Origin of the sequence: Pantoea sp. ACRSB (assembly GCF_022346905.1) — a bacterium.
Taxonomy (GTDB): domain Bacteria; phylum Pseudomonadota; class Gammaproteobacteria; order Enterobacterales; family Enterobacteriaceae; genus Pantoea; species Pantoea piersonii.
Genome location: NZ_JAKRNL010000005.1, coordinates 228,247 through 248,646, shown reverse-complemented (window position 1 = coordinate 248,646; position 20,400 = coordinate 228,247). Strand labels below are relative to the sequence as shown.

19 protein-coding genes and 1 other RNA gene are annotated in these 20,400 nt (G+C 58.3%); 5 read left to right on the top strand and 15 right to left on the bottom strand.

The genetic code is table 11. The annotated features are described in order from the left end of the window. Positions 1 to 39 precede the first annotated feature (39 nt). The 6 genes from gcvH to MHZ89_RS16325 form a co-directional block, all read right to left on the bottom strand. Complete coding sequence (gene gcvH / locus MHZ89_RS16350; protein ID WP_269949887.1) at positions 40 to 426, bottom strand: glycine cleavage system protein GcvH; 387 nt, start codon at positions 424 to 426, stop codon at positions 40 to 42. A 22-nt stretch (positions 427 to 448) separates the two neighbouring features. Then, positions 449 to 1,543, bottom strand: coding sequence for a glycine cleavage system aminomethyltransferase GcvT (gene gcvT / locus MHZ89_RS16345; protein WP_311783890.1), 1,095 nt, complete (start codon positions 1,541 to 1,543; stop codon positions 449 to 451). Positions 1,544 to 1,985: 442 nt separating this feature from the next. After that, complete coding sequence (ubiI, locus tag MHZ89_RS16340) at positions 1,986 to 3,188, bottom strand: FAD-dependent 2-octaprenylphenol hydroxylase (protein WP_269949885.1); 1,203 nt, start codon at positions 3,186 to 3,188, stop codon at positions 1,986 to 1,988. A gap of 13 nt (positions 3,189 to 3,201) precedes the next feature. Beyond that, complete coding sequence (gene ubiH, locus MHZ89_RS16335; protein ID WP_311783889.1) at positions 3,202 to 4,380, bottom strand: 2-octaprenyl-6-methoxyphenyl hydroxylase; 1,179 nt, start codon at positions 4,378 to 4,380, stop codon at positions 3,202 to 3,204. Further along, the gene (pepP, locus tag MHZ89_RS16330; RefSeq protein WP_311783888.1) at positions 4,377 to 5,699 is read right to left on the bottom strand and encodes a Xaa-Pro aminopeptidase; all 1,323 of its coding nucleotides are present in this window, start codon (positions 5,697 to 5,699) and stop codon (positions 4,377 to 4,379) included. The genes ubiH and pepP overlap by 4 nt, the downstream gene beginning before the upstream one ends. A gap of 50 nt (positions 5,700 to 5,749) precedes the next feature. Beyond that, positions 5,750 to 6,328, bottom strand: a complete 579-nt coding sequence (locus tag MHZ89_RS16325) for a YecA family protein (protein WP_120454524.1) — start codon at positions 6,326 to 6,328, stop codon at positions 5,750 to 5,752. A 170-nt stretch (positions 6,329 to 6,498) separates the two neighbouring features. Between MHZ89_RS16325 and zapA the strand changes: the two genes are divergently transcribed. From zapA to MHZ89_RS16310, 3 genes are all read left to right on the top strand, one after another. Next, on the top strand, positions 6,499 to 6,828 hold the full coding sequence (zapA, locus tag MHZ89_RS16320; RefSeq protein WP_120454526.1) for a cell division protein ZapA: 330 nt from the start codon (positions 6,499 to 6,501) through the stop codon (positions 6,826 to 6,828). A gap of 39 nt (positions 6,829 to 6,867) precedes the next feature. Then, positions 6,868 to 7,051, top strand: a non-coding RNA gene (gene ssrS, locus MHZ89_RS16315) — 6S RNA. A 75-nt stretch (positions 7,052 to 7,126) separates the two neighbouring features. After that, positions 7,127 to 7,720 (top strand): 5-formyltetrahydrofolate cyclo-ligase, encoded by a 594-nt coding sequence (locus MHZ89_RS16310; protein ID WP_311783887.1) that lies wholly within the window; start codon positions 7,127 to 7,129, stop codon positions 7,718 to 7,720. A 101-nt stretch (positions 7,721 to 7,821) separates the two neighbouring features. On the opposite strand, the gene serA is transcribed toward MHZ89_RS16310, so the two are convergent. Next, on the bottom strand, positions 7,822 to 9,060 hold the full coding sequence (gene serA, locus MHZ89_RS16305) for a phosphoglycerate dehydrogenase (protein WP_311783886.1): 1,239 nt from the start codon (positions 9,058 to 9,060) through the stop codon (positions 7,822 to 7,824). A gap of 280 nt (positions 9,061 to 9,340) precedes the next feature. Continuing rightward, on the bottom strand, positions 9,341 to 10,000 hold the full coding sequence (rpiA, locus tag MHZ89_RS16300) for a ribose-5-phosphate isomerase RpiA (RefSeq protein WP_120454532.1): 660 nt from the start codon (positions 9,998 to 10,000) through the stop codon (positions 9,341 to 9,343). A 207-nt stretch (positions 10,001 to 10,207) separates the two neighbouring features. Here rpiA and MHZ89_RS16295 point away from each other — a divergent pair, with 207 nt between their 5' ends. Further along, positions 10,208 to 11,113, top strand: coding sequence for a LysR family transcriptional regulator ArgP (locus MHZ89_RS16295; protein WP_033752211.1), 906 nt, complete (start codon positions 10,208 to 10,210; stop codon positions 11,111 to 11,113). A gap of 40 nt (positions 11,114 to 11,153) precedes the next feature. Here the strand turns inward: MHZ89_RS16295 and MHZ89_RS16290 are convergent, their stop codons facing one another. The 6 genes from MHZ89_RS16290 to epd form a co-directional block, all read right to left on the bottom strand. Next, positions 11,154 to 11,891 (bottom strand): oxidative stress defense protein, encoded by a 738-nt coding sequence (locus tag MHZ89_RS16290; RefSeq protein ID WP_120454534.1) that lies wholly within the window; start codon positions 11,889 to 11,891, stop codon positions 11,154 to 11,156. 142 nt (positions 11,892 to 12,033) lie between these two features. Further along, positions 12,034 to 12,657 carry an arginine exporter ArgO gene (gene argO, locus MHZ89_RS16285; protein WP_311783885.1) on the bottom strand — a complete coding sequence of 208 codons (624 nt, stop codon included), beginning with the start codon at positions 12,655 to 12,657 and terminating at the stop codon, positions 12,034 to 12,036. Positions 12,658 to 12,783: 126 nt separating this feature from the next. Continuing rightward, complete coding sequence (gene mscS / locus MHZ89_RS16280; RefSeq protein WP_311783884.1) at positions 12,784 to 13,656, bottom strand: small-conductance mechanosensitive channel MscS; 873 nt, start codon at positions 13,654 to 13,656, stop codon at positions 12,784 to 12,786. A 187-nt stretch (positions 13,657 to 13,843) separates the two neighbouring features. Beyond that, positions 13,844 to 14,923: a class II fructose-bisphosphate aldolase gene (fbaA, locus tag MHZ89_RS16275; protein WP_120454540.1), complete on the bottom strand. Its 1,080-nt coding sequence runs from the start codon at positions 14,921 to 14,923 to the stop codon at positions 13,844 to 13,846. Between the two features lie 104 nt (positions 14,924 to 15,027). Further along, positions 15,028 to 16,191, bottom strand: a complete 1,164-nt coding sequence (gene pgk, locus MHZ89_RS16270) for a phosphoglycerate kinase (RefSeq protein ID WP_120454542.1) — start codon at positions 16,189 to 16,191, stop codon at positions 15,028 to 15,030. A 51-nt stretch (positions 16,192 to 16,242) separates the two neighbouring features. Continuing rightward, entirely contained in the window at positions 16,243 to 17,262 is a 1,020-nt protein-coding gene (epd, locus tag MHZ89_RS16265) for an erythrose-4-phosphate dehydrogenase (protein WP_311783883.1), read from the bottom strand. Positions 17,263 to 17,600: 338 nt separating this feature from the next. On the opposite strand from epd, the gene MHZ89_RS16260 reads away from it, so the two are divergent. Then, positions 17,601 to 18,323, top strand: coding sequence for a polymer-forming cytoskeletal protein (locus tag MHZ89_RS16260; protein ID WP_311783882.1), 723 nt, complete (start codon positions 17,601 to 17,603; stop codon positions 18,321 to 18,323). A 41-nt stretch (positions 18,324 to 18,364) separates the two neighbouring features. Here MHZ89_RS16260 and tkt read toward each other — a convergent pair whose 3' ends face one another. After that, positions 18,365 to 20,356 carry a transketolase gene (gene tkt / locus MHZ89_RS16255; RefSeq protein ID WP_311783881.1) on the bottom strand — a complete coding sequence of 664 codons (1,992 nt, stop codon included), beginning with the start codon at positions 20,354 to 20,356 and terminating at the stop codon, positions 18,365 to 18,367. Between the last annotated feature and the right edge of the window lie 44 nt (positions 20,357 to 20,400).

Genomic DNA, 20,400 nt, shown 5'->3' with positions numbered 1-20,400 from the left:
TCGTTAAAAGCGGCCAGAGCGCGCTGGCCGCCGTGTTGCTTATTCGTCGATGGAGGCTTTATAGGCGTCCGCATCCAGCAGCGAATCGAGTTCTGATTCATCGCTGGGTTTGATTTTGAACAGCCAACCGGCTGCATAAGGCTCGCTGTTGACCAGCTCCGGCGCATCGCCCAGCTCGTCGTTTACGGCTACGATTTCACCGCTGACGGGCGCATAAATATCGGACGCGGCTTTGACTGACTCCGCGACGGCGCACTCATCGCCAGCGGAATAGGTGTTGCCGACCTCTGGCAGATCGACAAAGACCATATCGCCTAACAGCTCCTGAGCGTGCTCGGTAATGCCGACGGTAAAGGTGCCGTCCGCTTCCTTACGCACCCACTCATGACTGTCGCGGTACTTCAACTCATTTGGCACATTGCTCATCGCCCTTTCTCCTGAAAATAGATTACTGAACCGGCTTGCCGCCGCGTACAAAAACAGGTTTGGTTACTTTTACCGGCATCTCGCGCTGACGGATCTCAACGATGGCGTGCTCGCCGATACCTGCCGGCACGCGCGCCAGCGCGATGCTGTAGCCGAGCGTTGGCGAGAAGGAGCCGCTGGTGATAACGCCCTGCTGCGATTGCCCCTGCGCGTCAGTGAAGCGTACCGGCTGACCGCTACGCAGCACCCCTTTTTCCGTCATGATCAGGCCAACCAGTTTCTCTGTGCCTTTTTCGCGCTGCATCTCCAGCGCCTCGCGGCCGATAAAGTCACGATCGGCAGGCTCCCAGCAAATCGTCCAGCCCATATTGGCCGCCAGCGGCGAAACGCCTTCGTCCATCTCCTGCCCGTAGAGGTTCATGCCCGCTTCCAGACGCAGCGTGTCGCGCGCGCCCAGCCCTGCGGGCTTAACGCCTGCCGCAAGCAGTCGCTGCCAGAAATCCGCTGCCATGGTCGCGGGCAGCGCAATCTCATAGCCCGCTTCGCCGGTATAGCCGGTCGTGGCGATAAAAAGCTCGCCCGACTGCACGCCGAAAAAAGGTTTCATGCCGGTCACCGCTTCGCGCTGCTCCGCGCTGAACAGGGTCTGCGCTTTCTGCTGCGCCTGCGGACCCTGCACAGCGATGAGCGCCAGGTCATCGCGCTCCGTCAGCGCGACGCCGTAGGCCTCGGCATGTTTGCCGATCCACGCCAGATCTTTCTCTCGCGTCGCCGAGTTAACGACGAGACGGAAAAAGTCTTCGGTCATAAAGTAAACAATCAAATCATCAATGACGCCACCGGAGGCGTTCAGCATGCCGGTATAAAGCGCTTTGCCGGGCTGCGTCAGTCTGGCGACATCGTTCGCCAGCAGATGGCGCAGGAAGTCGCGCGTCTGCGCGCCATGCAGATCGACGATAGTCATATGCGAAACGTCGAACATACCAGCGTCCTGACGTACGGCATGATGCTCGTCCATCTGCGAGCCGTAATGCAGCGGCATCATCCAGCCGTGGAAGTCGACCATGCGGGCGCCGCAGGCCTGATGCTGTTCAAACAAAGGGGTTTGCTGAGTCATAACCATCCTGTCGCGAAGCGGGTAAGTTTCGGGCGGGCGTCAGCCTGCAAATCGCCCGGCGCAAACGTTCTCTTTTCCCTGACGTTATCATTGAAAAGACGATTTAACCATAAGCTGTACAGGGGCGAATTGAAGCATGTCTTTAAAGGAGCGCGCAAAGCCAGTAGCATAATTAACTGTAGATTTGTGATTTTCATCGCAGGAAAGAAGCGAAACGCCGCTTGAGATAGCAAGATAATCAGCTGTGCCGCGCAGAATGTTAACAACGCGCTTTAAAGCCCGCGCACAGGAATAAATAAAACTAATGCGAACAAGAGGGTGAAATTAGAATAAATCAAACGAGGCACGCTGCGGGTGCAGCTCCGCTCTTTTTTGGTGCATCCCTGAACAACAGGCATAAAAAAGCCAGCGCAAGGCTGGCTTTTAACAGAAATGACCGGCGTTAACGCAGCCAGGCGGGCATATCGTGCAGCCCCATCGCCTGACGCAGCATAACCGGCTTGACGCCCGGCAGCGTATCCGCCAGCTTCAGCCCCAGATCGCGCAGCAGCTTTTTCGCCGGATGGGTACCGGCGAAAAGCTCGCGGAATCCCTGCATGCCCGCCAGCATCAGCGCCGCGCTGTGCTTGCGGCTGCGCTCATAGCGGCGCAGATAGAGATGCTGACCGATATCTTTGCCCTGCTGATGCAGGCGGCGAATTTCGCCAATCAGCTCCGCCGCGTCCATAAAGCCGAGATTCACGCCCTGCCCCGCCAGCGGATGAATGGTGTGCGCGGCGTCGCCGACCAGCGCCAGACGGTGCGCCGCAAAATTGCGGGCGTAGCGCGCCATCAGCGGGAAAGATTTGCGTTCGCTCTGCAGGTGACACAGGCCGAGGCGCATATCGAACGCCACCGCGAGCTGCTGGTTAAACAGCGCCTGCGGCATGCTCTCCAGCCGACTCGCCTCCTGCGGCGACAGCGACCAGACGATTGAGCTGAGGTGTGGATCCTGCATCGGCAGAAACGCCAGAATGCCGTCGCCGTGAAACACCTGGCGCGCCACCGCGTCATGCGGCAGATCGGTGCGAATATTCGCCACCAGCGCGTGGTGATCGTAATCCCAGAAGGTTAAGGGAATATCCGCTTTGTTACGCAGCCAGGAGTTGGCACCGTCTGCGGCAATCAGCAGGCGCGCGGTCAGCATCGTGCCGTCCTGCAGCGTAATAAAGGCTTCATTTTCGCCAAACGCTACCTGCTGCAGCTGCGAAGGCGCCATCAGCGTAACGTCGCTGCAGCGGCTGGCGCGCTGCCAGAGGGCGCTGTGAATCGCCGGGTTTTCGATAATATGCCCCAGATGCGTCAGACCCTGCTGCTCGTCATCAAAGCTGATGGCACCGAAGCTGTCGCGATCCCACACTTCCATGCCGTGATAAGCGCTGGCGCGCCGCGCCAGAATATCGGACCAGACATCCAGCTTCTGCAGCAGCCGCTCGCTGGCGGCGTTGATGGCCGATACGCGAATCGACGGCGCAGCGCTGGCGTCGAACTGCGGCTCCGCCGTTTTTTCCAGCACGGCGACGCGCAGCCCGCTGCCCTGCAAACCGCAGGCGACTGCCAGTCCTACCATGCCGCCGCCGGCGATAACCACATCAAAACTTTGCATCGGTGCCCCTTAGTTAACGCTTAACCCAGCCAAGCGTGCGCTCGGCCAGTTGATTACGCAGCCACGGCAGATGATCCATTGCCATCAGCCCCAGATTTCGTCCCGCCACCAGCGGCGCGTAGCGATTGGCAAACAGCCGCACCAGCCCGTCGGTGATGCCAATAGTCGCGTCGCGATCGGGCTGGCGACGCTGTTGATAGCGTTGCAGCACGTCATAGCTGCCCACATCCTGCTGCTGACGATGCGCGGCCGCCAGCGTTTCCGCCAGCGACATAACGTCGCGCAGCCCGAGGTTGAAGCCCTGCCCGGCGATGGGATGCAGCGTCTGCGCCGCATTGCCGACCAGCGCCAGCCGATGCGAAACCTGCTGCCCGGCGCTCTGCAGCGCCAGCGGATAGCTTTCGCGCTGGCCGGTATGGGTAAAACGCCCCAGCCGCCAGCCGAATGCGCGCTGCAGCTGCGCCAGAAATTCGCTGTCGCTCCAGCCCTCGACTTTCTCGCGCGCCGCCAGCGGATGGCACCACACCAGCGACAGACGATTGTCCGACATCGGCAGCAGCGCCAGCGGCCCGTGTTCGGTAAAGCGCTCAAAGGCGCGTCCCTGATGCGGTAACTGGGTAGAGACGTTGGCAATGACCGCCAGCTGATGATAATCCTCGCGCTGCCACTGGATGCCGAACGATGCGGCCAGCGGCGAGCGAGAGCCGTCCGCGGCCACCAGCAGCGTGCCGTCGAGCCGTTCGCCGCTCTCCAGCGTCACCTGCACGTTATCCTGCTGACGCTGAGCGCTGCTGACGCGAGCCGGACAGTGCAGAGTAACGCCTGGCGCGCTTTTCAGACGGTCGAACAGCTTCTGGCCTACTTCAAAAAGCTCGACCACATACCCGAGCGCGGGGATCTGATACGCCTCAGCGTCCAGCGTGACAAAACCGGCATGTCCGCGATCGGAGACGTGAATATCCGTGATGGCGGTGGCGTGCTTCTCGATGCTGCGCCAGAGGTCGATATCCACCAGCTGCTGACGCGTACCGGCTGCCAGCGCGATAGCGCGGCTGTCATACCCCGGATGCGAGCGGCTGTCGGGCGCGCTGCTCTCAATCAGCGTGACCGGCAGCTGCCCCTGGGTCAGATGGGAAATAGCCAGCGCAAGCGTCGCGCCGGTCATGCCGCCTCCGGCGATAATAACCGTCATGGCTGGCGCGCCGCTGCCATCAGCGCCTCAATCGCATCCGCGTCTTTAACCACGCTGTCGGTAAGATTCTCGTTGCCCGTTTCAGTGATCAGAATGTCATCTTCGATACGAACGCCGATGCCGCGATACTCTACAGGCACGTCGGCATCCGGCGCGATATAGAGCCCTGGCTCAACGGTCAGCACCATGCCCGGCTCCAGAACGCGATCGCGCGACGGGGTGCCGTAATGGCCGACGTCATGCACGTCCAGGCCCAGCCAGTGGCTCAGCCCATGCATAAAGAACTGGCGGTGCGCCTCTTCAGCGATCAGCGTCTCCACGTCGCCCTGCAGAATGCCCAGATCCACCAGCCCGCTGACCATAATGCGCACCACCTCTTCGTTGACCTCGCGGATGCTGACGCCGGGACGGAAGAGCGCCAGCGCTTTGTAAAGCGACGCGAGCACGATGTCATAAATGGCGCGCTGCGGCGCGGAGAAGGTGCCGTTCACCGGGAAGGTGCGGGTAATATCGCCGGCGTAGCCGTGGAATTCGCACCCCGCATCAATCAGCACCAGGTCGCCGTCGCGCAGCTCGCTCTCATTTTCGGTGTAGTGCAGGATGCAGCCGTTTTCGCCCGATCCGACAATGGTGTTATAAGCGGGAAAACGCGCGCCGTGACGGTTAAAGACGTAGTGGATTTCGCCTTCAAGCTGATATTCAAACTGGCCGGGACGGCAGGCTTCCATGGCGCGGGTATGCGCCAGCGCGCTGATTTTACCGGCGCGGCGCAGCAGGTCGATCTCCTCTGGCCCTTTAAACAGGCGCATTTCATGCACCCAGGGACGCCAGTCGGTCAGCGTCACCGGAGCGCTGAAGTTCTGTCGGAAGCCGCGGCGCAGTTTCTCCAGCGCGGCGAACACCAGCTTATCCGCCTCAGCGTACTCGCCCTGCGCGTGATAAACCACGTCCAGCCCGTTCAGCAGCAGATGCAGCTGCTGGCCAATATCATCCCAGGGCAGCGCGCGATCGACGCCTAATTTTTCCGGCGCGGCATCCTGACCCAGCCGACGGCCAAACCAGATTTCCGCCGTGAGATCCCGCACGCGGTTGAACAGCACGCTGTGGTTGTGGGTCGCATCGCTTTTTATCAGCACCAGCAGCGCCTGCGGCTCGTTGAAGCCGGTGAAATACCAGAAGTCGCTGTTCTGTCGAAACGGATATTCGCTGTCGTTGCTGCGAGTCACCTCCGGCGCGGCAAATATCAAGGCGGCGCTGCCCGGCGCCATTTTCGCCAGTAGCGCCTGTCGACGCTGCTGAAAAGTATCCAGAGAAATCATCTTTGCACTCCCTGTAGAAACGGGCGCGTTCACGCCCTGAGATATCTGGCTTAGTGTAGCGTCGGTTTTTTCACTTCGGGGGCGGTAGGTTGCGGACGATTAAAGGTATCGTGGCACAGCAGCGCCGCCACGCGTACATATTCAATCACCTCTTCCAGCGACTGCTCCAGCTCATCCTGGTCTTCGTCTTCTTCGTAGCCAAGCTGGGCGATGGTGCGCAGATCGTCAATCGCTTCGCCGGTTTCGCCGGTGACCTTATCCAGCTTCGGCTGCGTGACGCCTAGCCCGAGCAGGAAATGATTAACCCAGCCCGCCAGCGCATCGGCGCGGTCGAAGACGGTGATATCTTCGTCGTCCGGCAGCATCAGCTGAAACAGGAAGCCTTCATCTTCCAGCGTGTTAGCGGTGCTGTCATGCAGCGCCTGTAGAGGCAAAGCCAGCCCCTGCGAAAACGCCATGCCTTCGTTGGTAAGATCGTGGACCAGCGTTCTCCAGCTGTTATCCTGATTGCCACCGCACAGAATGCCGCTGAGCAGGCCATGCATTTCCGCTGGCGTCATCCCCACGCCTTGTTGAGAGAGCGCCGAAGCCAGCGCGTTGTAATCGGGGGTTGCGTTCTGTAAAGACATAAGGATTCATCGTCGTTGGCAGAATAAGTTCGTGGTATGCTACCACTAGCTGCCTCAAGGTTTCCAGAAAAGGGGTTGTAACTTATTTCGCGGGTCTATATAGTTGCCCGCCTCCCAAAGCATTGAGCGTCCAGGGAGATGCGGGCGAAGTAATCAGTCAGGAAGGTGGCATGTCTGCACAACCAGTAGATATACAAATTTTTGGTCGTTCATTGAGAGTGAATTGTCCGCCTGAACAGCAAGATGCGCTGAATGCGGCTGCAGAAGACCTCAATCAACGGTTGCAAGATTTAAAAGTTCGCACTAGAGTCACAAATACCGAGCAACTGGTGTTCATTGCCGCGTTAAACATCTGCCATGAACTGGCGCAAGAGAAAGTGAAAACGCGCGATTATGCTGCTAATATGGAACAACGTATCCGTATCCTGCAGCAGACGATTGAACAGGCTCTTGTTGAGCAAGGTCGTATCACCGACCGCCAGGGTGCGAAGTTCGAATAATACTTTATGGTTGCTGTGTTACGGTAACGGTGAAGTCCAGTTTCTCTGAGATGTTTGCAAGCGGGCCAGTCCCCTGAGCCGATATTTCATACCAACAGAGTGTGGCGCTCTGTAACCTGTGAGCATGCTCGGTTCGTCCGAGAAGCCTGATGGTTGCGACGGCACATTCACCTTGAACCAAGGGTTCAAGGGTTACAGCCTGCGGCGGCATCTCGGAGATCTCCTTACGTTTTGCATCTGTTTTTCCCCGTTGTGAATGATATAGTTGCTTAGTCAGCGACTTATCAACGGGGTTTCTGTGTCTCATCCCTCTCTGCTCGATCGACACCATATCCGCCAGCATGTGCGCCATCTGCGCCGCGCCCTGACGCCTGAACAGCAGGAACAGGCTGCCGACAGCCTGGCGGAACATGCCGTTAACTTTGCTCCCCTCGCCAACGCCAGCCATATCGCGCTCTTTTTATCGGTGGATGGCGAGCTTAATACCCGTCCACTCATCGCTAAGCTCTGGCAGCAAAAAAAACAGGTTTACCTGCCGGTACTGCACCCTTTCGCCTCTGGCCATCTGCTGTTTCTCCGCTACACGCCTGAAACGGTGCTGACGCCGAATAAACTGCGTATTCCCGAACCGCCGCTCGATATCCGCCAGATGATTACGCTGGATCGGCTGGATGTCATGATGGTGCCGCTGGTCGCTTTTGACGACAGCGGGCAGCGTCTCGGCATGGGCGGCGGCTTTTACGATCGCACCCTGCAAAACTGGCGTCAGCATGGTTTTCTGCCGGTTGGCGTGGCGCATGACTGCCAGCAGGTAGAGCGGCTGCCAGCGGAGGAGTGGGATGTCCCCCTGCCCGCGGTGCTGACGCCGTCGCGTCTGTGGCAGTGGGAATAGCGGCGGTTGCCTGACAACTTCTCAGAGACCGGCGTCGGGGTTTTACAGTGATGCGCCGTCTGGAGGAAGAAGCAGACGGCGCATTTTCTATTGAAGCGGAATCAGTAGAGCAGACGGGCGCGGATGGTGCCTGGAATCGCCTTCATCAGCTGCAGCGCTTTATCCGCCTGATCCTGCGGCGCATCGATATCAATTACGACATAACCCATCATCGGCGAGGTTTGCAGGAACTGCGCGGCGATATTGATGCCCTGCTCGGCAAAGATCTGGTTAATGGCCGTTAACACGCCCGGACGGTTTTCATGAATGTGCAGCAGGCGGCTGGCGCTGGCGCCATGCATCGGCAGCGACACTTCCGGGAAATTGACCGCCGAGAGCGTTGAGCCGTTATCGGAATATTTGGCCAGCTTGCCCGCGACTTCGATACCGATATTCTCCTGCGCTTCCTGCGTGGAGCCGCCGATATGCGGCGTCAGGATCACGTTGTCGAACTCGCACAGCGGCGAATTGAACGGCTCGCTGTTGGTGGCAGGCTCAAGCGGGAAGACGTCGATCGCAGCGCCCGCAAGGTGTTTGCTCGACAAGGCGCCGCACAGCGCTGGAATATCGACCACGGTGCCGCGCGAAGCGTTGATCAGCAGTGCGCCCTTCTTCATCTGCGCCAGCTCCTGCGCGCCGATCATATCCTGGGTTGACGGGGTTTCCGGCACATGCAGGCTCACCACGTCGCTCATATTCAGCAGGTCGGAAAGATGGCGCACCTGGGTGGCGTTGCCCAGCGGCAGTTTGTTTTCAATGTCGTAAAAGAAGACGTGCATCCCCAGGCTTTCAGCCAGCACGCCAAGCTGCATACCGATATGGCCATAGCCGATGATGCCGAGCTTTTTGCCGCGCGCTTCGAAAGAGCCAACGGCGTTTTTATTCCAGATGCCGCGGTGCGCTTTGGCGTTCGCCTCAGGAATGCCGCGCAGCATCAGCAACATTTCGCCGATGACCAGCTCAGCGACCGAGCGGGTATTAGAGAACGGGGCGTTAAAGACCGGAATGCCGCGCGTCGCCGCCGCGTTGAGATCGACCTGATTGGTGCCGATACAGAAGCAGCCTACGGCGACCAGTTTCTCCGCCGCGGCGAAGATCTCTTCCGTCAGTTGGGTACGGGAGCGGATGCCGATAAAGTGCGCATCCCGAATGGAGGATTTCAGCGCTTCGTCATCCAGCGCGCCTTTATGGAATTCGATATTGGTGTAACCCGCCGCGCGCAGATTCTCCAGCGCGCTCTGGTGGACGCCCTCCACCAGCAGGAACTTAATCTTGTCTTTTTCCAGTGATACCTTTGCCATTTCCCCGACCCTATTGTGATTTCAACAATGGCCGCCATAAGCGCGCCTTCTGTCAAAATATCAAAATTTACGCCTGCGGCAATACAACCGATTGCCTTACTGCCAGCACGGGGAAGCCTGAGCTCAGCACATTGCCACAGAAAATCGGGAGCTGAACCAGGAACAAAGAACGAACCTGCTGTCGATGACGGTTATGTGACATAAGTCACCGAATTTAAGCGATGAAAGAAAAGATGTTTTGCGCAAGGAAATAACCGGCGCGTTTTCCGCGCCGGACAGATCATTTTTCGATGGTTTTTACGCCGTCCGGCGTGCCGATCAGCGCGATATCGGCGCCGCGCGTAGCAAAGAGACCCACGGTAACCACGCCAGGCAGCGCGTTAATGGTTCTTTCCAGCGCAATCGGGTCGAGGATACGCAGATTATGCACATCGAGGATGATGTTGCCGTTGTCGGTGACCACATGCTGGCGATATTCAGGCAGGCCGCCGAGCTTAACCAGTTCACGGCCGACATAGGCGCGCGCCATCGGGATCACCTCTACCGGCAGCGGAAACCGTCCCAGCACGTCCACCTCTTTCGAGGCGTCGGCGATGCAGATGAACTTGTGCGCGACGGCCGCCACGATCTTCTCGCGCGTCAGGGCCGCGCCGCCGCCTTTGATCATCTGCATCTGCGGATTGATCTCATCCGCACCGTCAACGTAGATCGACAGATCGTCAATCTCATTGAGATCGAAAACCGGAATACCGAGCGCTTTCAGCTTCAGGGTTGAGGCTTCCGAGCTGGAGACCGCGCCTTCAATCTGATGTTTCATCGTGGCCAGCGCGTCAATAAAGTGCGCCGCGGTGGAGCCGGTGCCGACGCCGACGACGGTGCCCGGCTGCACATATTTCAGTGCGGCCCAGCCTACGGCTTTTTTCAGTTCATCCTGGGTCATGGTATGTTTAAAACCTGTGCGACAACGAAGTGCGCGTAGTATAAATCAACGCCCGCTGAATGTGCGCGGCTGTTTAGGCTGGAATATTCGCTTTGGAAGCCAGCCCGCAAAAAAGGCGGTGCGCGGCGTGCGGAAAGATCCTTTCAGGCGCGTCAGATGAATTTTTTGTGGCATAGTATCGTCCACCCTGAAGGAGAGAGAACAACAATGAAACGCCCCGATTATCGAACGCTTCAGGCGCTGGACGCAGTGATACGCGAACGCGGCTTTGAGCGCGCCGCACAAAAATTATGCATTACGCAGTCGGCCGTATCGCAGCGTATTAAGCAGCTGGAGAACCTCTTCGGCCAGCCGCTGCTGGTGCGCACTGTGCCGCCGCGCCCCACCGAACAAGGCCAGAAGCTGCTGGCACTGCTGCATCAGGTAGAGCTGCTGGAAGAGGAGTGGCTGAGCGATGAGAATGGCGGTACTACGCCGCTGCTGCTGTCGCTGGCGGTAAACGCCGACAGCCTGGCGACCTGGCTGCTGCCTGCGCTAAAAGATGTGCTGGCGGACTCGCCGGTACGCCTCAATTTACAGGTCGAAGATGAGACCCGCACGCAGGAGCGTCTGCGCCGTGGCGAAGTGGTAGGCGCGGTGAGTATTCAGCCGCAGCCATTGCCGAGCTGCCTGGTGGATCAGCTTGGCGCGCTCGACTATCTCTTTGTCGCCTCGCCGGAGTTCGCCGCCCGTTACTTTCCTAACGGCGTCACGCGCTCGGCGCTGCTTAAGGCGCCTGCGGTCGCTTTTGACCATCTCGACGATATGCATCAGGCCTTTTTACAGCAGAACTTCGATCTGTCGCCCGGCAGCGTGCCCTGCCATATCGTTAACTCGTCAGAAGCCTTCGTGCAGCTGGCGCGACAGGGTTCGACCTGCTGTATGATCCCGCATCTGCAGATTGAGCGCGAGCTGGCGGGCGGCGAACTGCTGGACCTGACGCCGGGCCTCTGCCAGCGCCGTATGCTCTACTGGCACCGCTTTGCGCCGGAGAGCCGGCTGATGCGCCGCGTCACCGACGCGCTGATTTCACACGGCCATCGCGTGCTGCGTCAGGACGATCTGGCGGCCTGAAAAACCCGTAAAAAAAGGGGCGCTAAGCGCCCCTTTTCCTTTACTGAGAACCGGCTGTATTCGGCTTGATGTCGAATACCACATCCACCTGATCGTCAAAGTGAATGCTCTGCTGCTCGTAGGTCTGCTGCGCGGAGGTATCCGCAGAAGGCGCAGCGGCTTTGTACATGCGCGCCATCGGCATCGGCTGGTAGTTAGCCACATGGTAACGAATGCTGTAAACCGAGCCGAGCTTCGCGTTAAAGCCCTCCGCCAGCGCCGCAGCCTGCTGGGTAGCGTTATCAATCGCCGCCTTGCGCGCCTGCGCCTTATAGCTGTCTGGGTTGGTGACGCCCAGCTCTACTGAGCGGATCTCGTTCAGGCCGCTTTTCAGCGCGCCGTCCAGCAGCTCATTCAGCTTATCGAGCTGGCGCAGCGTAACCTGCACCTGACGCACCGCACGGTAGCCTTTCAGCACCGACTTGCCCTCTTTGGTATAGTCATATTCCGGCTGAGTGCTGAGGTTAGCGGCATCGATATCTTTCTTCTCAATGCCGTTTTTTTGCAGGAAATCAAAATATTGCGCAACGCGATCGTCGGCCTGCTTTTTCGCGTCCGCTGCATCTTTAGAGGAGACGTTGACCACGATAGAGAGCGTGGCGATATCCGGACGCGCATCCACGGTCGCCTGGCCGGAGGTCACCACATGCGGGCCGTTCGGCAGTTCGTCGGCTAATGCGCTTAACGGCAGCGCTAAAGCGCCTGTCATGGCGACCAGCGCCAGTGCTTTCAGTTTCACGAAAGTCCTCCTTGAAATCTCTGTTTTGCTGCGGCATCAAAGGCCAGAGCATGAGCGGAATAGTATGCACAGCTAAGAGCGTGTTATACCGCAAAAGTTCGCGTTTTGCTTATCATGTTCTGTCGCTTTCGGACTATTCAAATCAGAAATTCGCTATTCCCTGTAGCGCCAGCTGGCTGGCGATAATCCACATCACGGCACCGACCAGCAGATTGATTGCGCGCTGCGCGCCGGCGGTGCGCAAGCGAGGCGAAAGCCAGGCCGCCATCAGCGCCAGTCCGAAGAACCAGATTACCGACGCGCTGATCGTGCCCAGCGCGAACCAGTGGCGCGCTTCCTGCGTCGGCAGCTGACCGCCGAGGCTACCTAGCACCACGAAGGTATCGATATAGACGTGAGGATTAAGCCAGGTGACCGCCAGCATGGTGGCGATGATGCGCCAGCGGCTCTGCTTAAGCTCAGCGTTGCTGGCCAGATCGACATTGCCGCTAAAGGCGGCCCGCAGCGCATTCCAGCCGTACCACAGCAGAAAGGCGACGCCAGCCCAGGTAATCAGCATCAGCAGCAGCGGAGACTGATGCAGCAAGGCGCTGCCGCCGAAGATCCCGCCGCATATCAGCGCGATATCGCTGAGCGTGCAGAGCGTCGCCGTCATCAAATGATACTGGCGCTTGACGCCCTGATTCATCACGAATGCGTTCTGCGGCCCCAGCGGCAATATCAGCGAGGCGCCAAGAGCAAGTCCTTGTAAATACATTGATAACACGGAATTTTCCTTACATCGACGAGATGCAGAGGAGTATAAAGAAGCGCGATTATTAGCGGAAATTGAAAGATTTAATCTGGCATTAGGCAGGTTAATAAAGGCGGCCTGAGCGCCGCCCTGAGAGGTTTATTCTGTTTTCGCTTCTGCTTCCGGCGGGCTGACGCGATGCAGATGCACGTCCATTTGCGGATAAGGAATGCCGATGCCTTTCGCATCCAGCGCGCGCTTGAAGTTCTTCAGCAGATCCCAGTAGACGTTCTGCAGATCGCCGCTGTTGCTCCAGCAGCGCACCACGAAGTTCATGGAAGACGCGGCCAGTTCGTTAAGGCCAATCTGTACGCCCATATCCTGCAGCACGCGTGAATCGGCATCAACCACCTCACGCAGCAGCGTCAGCACCTGATCGACATCCGCATCGTAAGAGACACCGATAATAAACTCGTTGCGGCGCACCGGCTCGCGTGAAAAGTTCACGATATTGCCGGTGATGATTTTACCGTTCGGCACCACCACCATCTTGCCGTCAGCGCTTTTCAGCGTGGTGGAGAAAATCTGCACGTTCATAACCGTACCCATAATGCCGCCAAGGTCAACGAACTCGCCTGAGCGGAAGTGGCGGAAAATCACCAGCAGCACGCCTGCGGCAAGGTTGGACAAGGAGTCTTTCAACGCCAGGCCCACGGCCAGACCGGCGGCGCCGAGAATTGCGATTACCGAGGTGGTCTGCACCCCGATGCGGCCCAGCGCAGCGATAAGGGTAAAGGCGATAATCCCGTAGCGAACCAGCGCCGACAGGAAATCAGCAACGGTGGGATCAATATGGCGAGCCTGCAACAGGCGGTTGGCGGCATTGGCGATAATACGTGCGATTGTCATACCAATGACAAGGATCACTACCGCCGCCACGATATTCACCGCGTAGCTAATCAGCAGCTCCTGATTGCGGACAATCCAGCTGCCCGCATTGTTGAGGTCATCGACCACATTCAAATGTTCCATTTATGCACCCTGTTGAATATTCCCCGGGGGAAATGACAAAACATTGTCAGAGGCGTTCCGACAATTCCTTACTGAAGGGTAAACAAAAAAGGGGGAACTGCCAAATCAGCCTTGAATTCCCTTACATTTTGTCGGCAAAGCGCATAAAAAAAGGCCCTTACGGGCCTTTTTTGTACTCTGTAGCGAATTACAGACGATCGATGGCGTTCAGCTCTTTAAAAGCCTGCTCCAGGCGCACAACCATTGAGGATTGCGCTGCGCGCAGCCAGACGCGCGGATCGTAGTATTTTTTGTTCGGGCTGTCCGGACCCTGCGGGTTGCCGAGCTGGCCTTGCAGATACTCTTCGTTCTTTTTGTAGTACTGCAGAATACCGTCCCATGTTGCCCACTGGGTGTCGGTATCGATGTTCATTTTGATCACGCCGTAGCTGATTGACTCTTCGATTTCCGCTGCGGAAGAACCGGAGCCGCCGTGGAAAACGAAGTCCAGCGCGTTGTGCGGCAGGCCATGCTTTTCACAAACGTATTTCTGCGAGTCGCGCAGAATGGTCGGGGTCAGCTTAACGTTGCCCGGCTTGTAAACGCCGTGTACGTTGCCGAAAGAGGCAGCGATAGTGAAGCGCTTGCTGATTTTGCTCAGTTCGGTATAGGCGTAATCCACGTCTTCCGGCTGGCTGTAAAGCGCAGAAGCGTCAACGTGGCTGTTATCCACGCCATCTTCTTCACCGCCGGTCACGCCCAGCTCAATCTCCAGCGTCATGCCCATTTTGTCCATGCGCGCCAGGTATTTGCTGCAAATCTCGATGTTCTCTTCCAGAGACTCTTCAGAGAGGTCGATCATATGAGAAGAGAACAGCGGTTTACCGGTTTTCTTGAAGTGCTCTTCGCCTGCGTCCAGCAGACCGTCGATCCACGGCAGCAGTTTTTTCGCGCAGTGGTCGGTGTGCAGGATAACCGGCACGCCATACTGTTCAGCCATCAGGTGAACGTGATGCGCGCCTGCGATAGCGCCAAAAATCGCCGCGCCCTGCGGCTTGTCGGTTTTGAAACCTTTACCGGCGATAAACGCGGCGCCGCCGTTAGAGAACTGGACGATAACCGGCGCTTTCACTTTCGCAGCGGCTTCCAGTACGGCGTTGATAGAGTCAGTGCCGACGCAGTTTACCGCTGGCAGCGCGAATTTGTTCTCTTTCGCTACCTGGAAGATCTTCTGAACGTCGTCGCCAGTGACAACGCCGGGTTTAACGAAATCAAAAATTTTAGACATGATTGTGTCCTGTTTCGTGACCGATTATCCCTTAAGGGACAGCGATTTAAACGCCCAACGGGGCAAGTCTTCAGGCGACGCGCCAGCGCGTCGCCCCCAAAGGATTACTGCTTAGCACGCTCTTCCAGCATTGCAACCGCAGGCAGTTTTTTGCCTTCGACGAACTCCAGGAACGCGCCGCCGCCGGTAGAGATGTAAGAGATTTTGTTTTCGATGCCGAACAGGTCGATAGCCGCCAGGGTATCGCCGCCGCCCGCCACAGAGAAAGCGTCGCTGTCAGCGATAGCATTCGCGACGATTTCGGTGCCCTTACGGAAGTTCGGGAACTCGAACACGCCGACCGGGCCGTTCCACAGAATGGTTTTCGCCTCTTTCAGCAGCTTCGCCATGGCCTGTGCGGTTTCGTCGCCGAAGTCCATAATCTCTTCGTTATCCGCCACTTCGGAAACCTTTTTCACGGTTGCCGGGGCAGTTTCAGAGAATTCCGTGCCAACGCGTGAATCGGTCGGAACCGGAATGCCGTACTGGTCGCGCAGGCCTTTCGCCGCTTCAACGAAGTCCGGCTCATAGAGCGATTTGCCGACGTTGTTGTCGATAGCGACGAAGGTGTTGGCGATGCCGCCGCCGACGATAACGGTGTCAGCGATTTTCACCAGCGACTGCAGCACGTCGAATTTAGTAGAGACTTTTGAACCGCCGACCACCGCCACCAGCGGACGCTCCGGGTTGCTCATCACTTTACCCAGCGCTTCCAGCTCGGCTGACAGCAGCGGGCCTGCGCAGGCGATCGGCGCGAATTTGCCAACGCCGTGAGTCGAGGCTTGCGCGCGGTGCGCGGTGCCGAAGGCGTCCATGACGAAGACGTCGCACAGCGCCGCATATTTTTTCGACAGCGCTTCGTCGTCTTTCTTCTCGCCTTTGTTAAAGCGCACGTTTTCCAGCACGACCAGCTCGCCCGCGTCAACTTCAACGCCGTCGAGGTAATCTTTCGCCAGGGTGACTTTAGTGCCGTTCAGTTTTTCTTTCAGATAGTTAACAACGGGCAGGAGGGAGAATTCTTCGTTATATTCACCTTCGGTCGGGCGACCCAGGTGAGAGGTGACCATCACTTTTGCGCCCTGTTTCAACGCCGATTCGATGGTAGGCAGAGAGGCACGAATACGTGCGTCTGACGTCACTTTCCCTTCTTTTACTGGTACGTTGAGATCGGCGCGGATCAGAACGCGCTTACCAGCCAGATCCAAATCGGACATCTTAATTACAGACATGGTGAACCCTCTCGTTGATTCTCGTAAGTTTTGTCAGACGCAGACCGCGCCTTACCTGAAACCGCTTGCGGCCATCGCTAACGTCGTGTCGAGCATTCGGTTAGCAAAGCCCCATTCGTTGTCGCACCAGACCAGGGTCTTGATCAGGCGCTGACCGCTGACCCGCGTTTGCGTGCCGTCCACAATGGCACTGTGCGGATCATGGTTAAAATCTACTGAGACTAACGGTAATTCCGTATAGTCAACTATACCACGAAATGCCCCCTCTGACGCGTTTTGCAGCAGCGCGTTGACCTCGCAGGCTCTGACCGCCTCGCGTACGGAAACGCTGAGATCGATGGCCGTAACGTTGATGGTCGGCACACGTACCGCGATCGCTTCAAAGCGGTCATTGAATTTCGGAAAAATACGGGTAATCCCGGCGGCCAGTTTAGTATCGACCGGAATGATCGACTGGCTGGCGGCGCGCGTGCGGCGCAGATCGCTGTGATAGGCGTCAATCACCTGTTGATCGTGCATCGCCGAGTGGATAGTGGTGACAGTGCCCGACTCAATGCCGAAGGCGTCGTCCAGCAGTTTAATCACCGGAATAATGCAGTTGGTGGTGCAGGAGGCGTTAGAGACGATACGATCGGTTTGTTTAAGCGCCTGTTCGTTCACGCCGAACACAACGGTCGCGTCAAGATCGTTGCCGCCCGGATGGGAAAAAAGCACCTTTTTCGCGCCCGCCTGCAGATGCGCCTCGCCATCCGCCCGGCTGCCGTAGACGCCGGTGCAGTCCAGCACCACGTCGACGTTAAGCTCGCGCCACGGCAGCGAAGCGATATCGGCATGATGCAGGATGCGAATGGTATCCTCGCCGACCCACAGCAGATCGCGCTCCTGACGCACGTCAAAGGCGAAGCGGCCATGGCTGGTGTCATATTTCAGCAGATGCGCCATACCGGCCGCTTCCGCCAGTTCATTGATCGCCACAACCGTGATTTCTGCCCGGCGGCCGGTCTCATAGAGGGCGCGCAGCACATTGCGTCCGATGCGACCAAATCCATTTATGGCAATGCGAACCGTCATACCACCCCTGCAATTAAAATCAGTGTCAAATCGGAACGTTAGCCTGAGCCAGACGTTCTCGTTTGTACAGGAAATTCTTGCGCTTTTGCAGCGTTATGCCGCTCGGCAAAACGCCGTCACAGCGCCTACTGAAACGGTTCAGCTACAATAAAGAGAAGCAGTAATAATTGGAATGCGTCAGATCAAATCAGACTTTAAAAATCTGACGAGGATCACACTCGCCCCTGCATTATGGATATAAAACGACCGCCAGACGCGACCTGCTTTAGTAAAATAGCCCGGCTTAGCGCCATTTAACCCAATAGCGGCAACAGGCGCGTCATTACGACAGACAACCTATGAACTACAACCTGCTTTGGTATCTCTGGTTTATCTGGTCTTGCGCTCTGGTGATCTACGTATTGAGCTGGAGCGTTACGCTGACGCTGGTGCGTCAGTATCGCGGGCTGCTGCTGGCAGTAGCGGTAACGCTTATCGCCCGGGCGGCTTTCAGGAGATTAAGATTCAACAAAGGAATAATTATGTTTAAACGCAAAGAAAATAGCTTCAACGCCAGCTTCACCGAAACGGCCAGCGCTGCGGCAGCAGTGACGCCGCCTGAGGATGATTTTGAAGAGAGCGTGTCCGCCGCCACTGTCGTCAAGGCTGCGCCGGCTGCACCGGTCAACACCACGACTATCCCGGAAACCTGCACGATTACGGGCGAAGTTAACGCTCAGGGCGACGTGCATATCAACGGCAATATCACCGGCAAGATTATTGCGGAAAAAACGGTTTTTGTGCAGAAAAAGGGGCGGGTCGATGGAGAGATCTATGCGCAGCGTACGGAAATCAGCGGCGAGCTAAAAGGATTGTGTCGCAGCCGTGAAATCGCCATCAATGCAGAAGGTTTTATGGATGGCACCGTCGAATGCGAATCGCTGGCTATCCATCACCAGGGCCGCTTCTATGGCACCTCTAATCCCTGGCAGCAGGATAAAAGAGAGAGCGGCCTGAGCGAAGCATCCGTATCCTCCGCTCAGGAATTTCAACTGCATAAGGCGACGCTGCTACAGCAGTAGCCCGACAGGGTTCGCCAGCATAAGCGGCGAACCCTTACCTCTTACAGCACCGCTTTCGCCTGCGCCACCACGTTGTCCACGGTGAAGCCGAACTCCTCGAACAGCTGCTCCGCCGGAGCGGACTCGCCGAAGGAGGTCATGCCCACCACCGCGCCGTGCAGGCCGGTGTACTTCTGCCAGTAGTCCGCAATGCCCGCCTCAATTGCAACGCGCGCGCCGACCGATTTCGGCAGCACCGCTTCGCGCCACGCCGCGTCCTGCTTGTCGAAGGTGTCGGTTGACGGCATGGAGACCACGCGCACCTTGATCCCTTCGCTGCTCAGCCTGTCATACGCCGCCACCGCCAGCTCTACCTCTGAGCCGGTCGCAATCAGGATCAGCTCCGGCTGGCCGTCGCTCTCCTTCAGGATGTAGCCGCCGCGCGCGATGTTCGCCAGCTGCTCTGCGCTGCGCGCCTGCTGCGCCAGGTTCTGGCGGGAGAAGATCAGCGCTGTCGGGCCGTCCTTACGCTCGATGGCGTATTTCCACGCCACCGCCGACTCCACCTGGTCGCACGGACGCCAGGTGCTCATGTTCGGCGTGGTGCGCAGGCTGGCCAGCTGCTCCACCGGCTGGTGGGTCGGGCCGTCTTCGCCCAGGCCGATAGAGTCGTGGGTGTAGACCATGATCTGGCGGATCTTCATCAGCGCCGCCATGCGCGCCGCATTGCGCGCATACTCCACGAACATCAGGAAGGTGGCGGTGTAAGGCAGGAAGCCGCCGTGCAGCGCCAGGCCGTTGGCGATGGCGGTCATGCCGAACTCGCGCACCCCGTAGTGGATATAGTTGCCCGCCGGGTCGACGTTGATGGGCTTAGAGCCGGACCACATGGTCAGGTTGCTCGGCGCCAGGTCGGCAGAGCCGCCCAGATATTCCGGCAGCAGCTTACCGAACGCCTCGATGGCGTTCTGGGAGGCCTTGCGGCTGGCGATTTTCGCCGGGTTGGCCTGCAGCTGCTCAATGAACTTCTGCGACTCTTCCTGCCAGCTCGCCGGCAGCTCGTTGCTGACGCGACGCCTGAACTCGGCGGCCAGCTCCGGGAACGCCTGCGCGTAGGCGGCGAACTTCTCGTTCCACTTCGCCTCTTTCGCCTGGCCCGCCTCTTTCGCGTCCCACTCGGCGTAGATTTCTGACGGGATAACGAACGGAGCGTGGGTCCAGCCCAGCTGCTGGCGGGTCAGCGCCACCTCGTCGTCGCCCAGCGGCGCGCCGTGAGAGTCGTGGGTGCCCGCCTTGTTCGGCGAGCCGAAGCCGATAACGGTTTTGCACATCAGCAGCGAAGGCTTATCGCTGACCGCTTTCGCCTCGTCAATCGCCCGCGCGATAGCCTCCGCGTCGTGGCCGTCCACGCCGCGCACCACGTGCCAGCCGTAGGCCTCGAAGCGCTTCGCGGTGTCGTCGGTGAACCAGCCGTCGGTATGGCCGTCGATAGAGATGCCGTTGTCGTCATAGAACGCCACCAGCTTGCCCAGCTTCAGGGTGCCGGCCAGGGAGCAGACCTCGTGGGAGATCCCCTCCATCATGCAGCCGTCGCCCATAAACACCCAGGTGTTGTGGTCAACGATCTCATGGCCCGGACGGTTGAACTGCGCCGCCAGGGTGCGCTCGGCAATGGCGAAGCCGACCGCGTTGGCGATGCCCTGACCCAGCGGGCCGGTGGTGGTTTCAACGCCCGGAGTGTAGCCATATTCCGGGTGACCTGGAGTTTTTGAATGCAGCTGGCGGAAGTTCTGCAGCTCGCTCATCGGCAGATCGTAGCCGGTGAGGTGCAGCAGGCTGTAAATCAGCATTGAGCCGTGGCCGTTCGACAGCACAAAGCGGTCGCGGTCGGCCCACTGCGGGTTGGTCGGGTTATGGTTCAGGTAGCTGCGCCACAACACCTCGGCAATATCTGCCATACCCATCGGGGCCCCCGGATGTCCCGATTTGGCTTTCTGTACTGCGTCCATACTTAACGCGCGAATGGCGTTGGCAAGCTCTTTACGAGAGGGCATTTTCTACTCCAGGTCGGATTAATGATTCGCCTATTTAACTCATT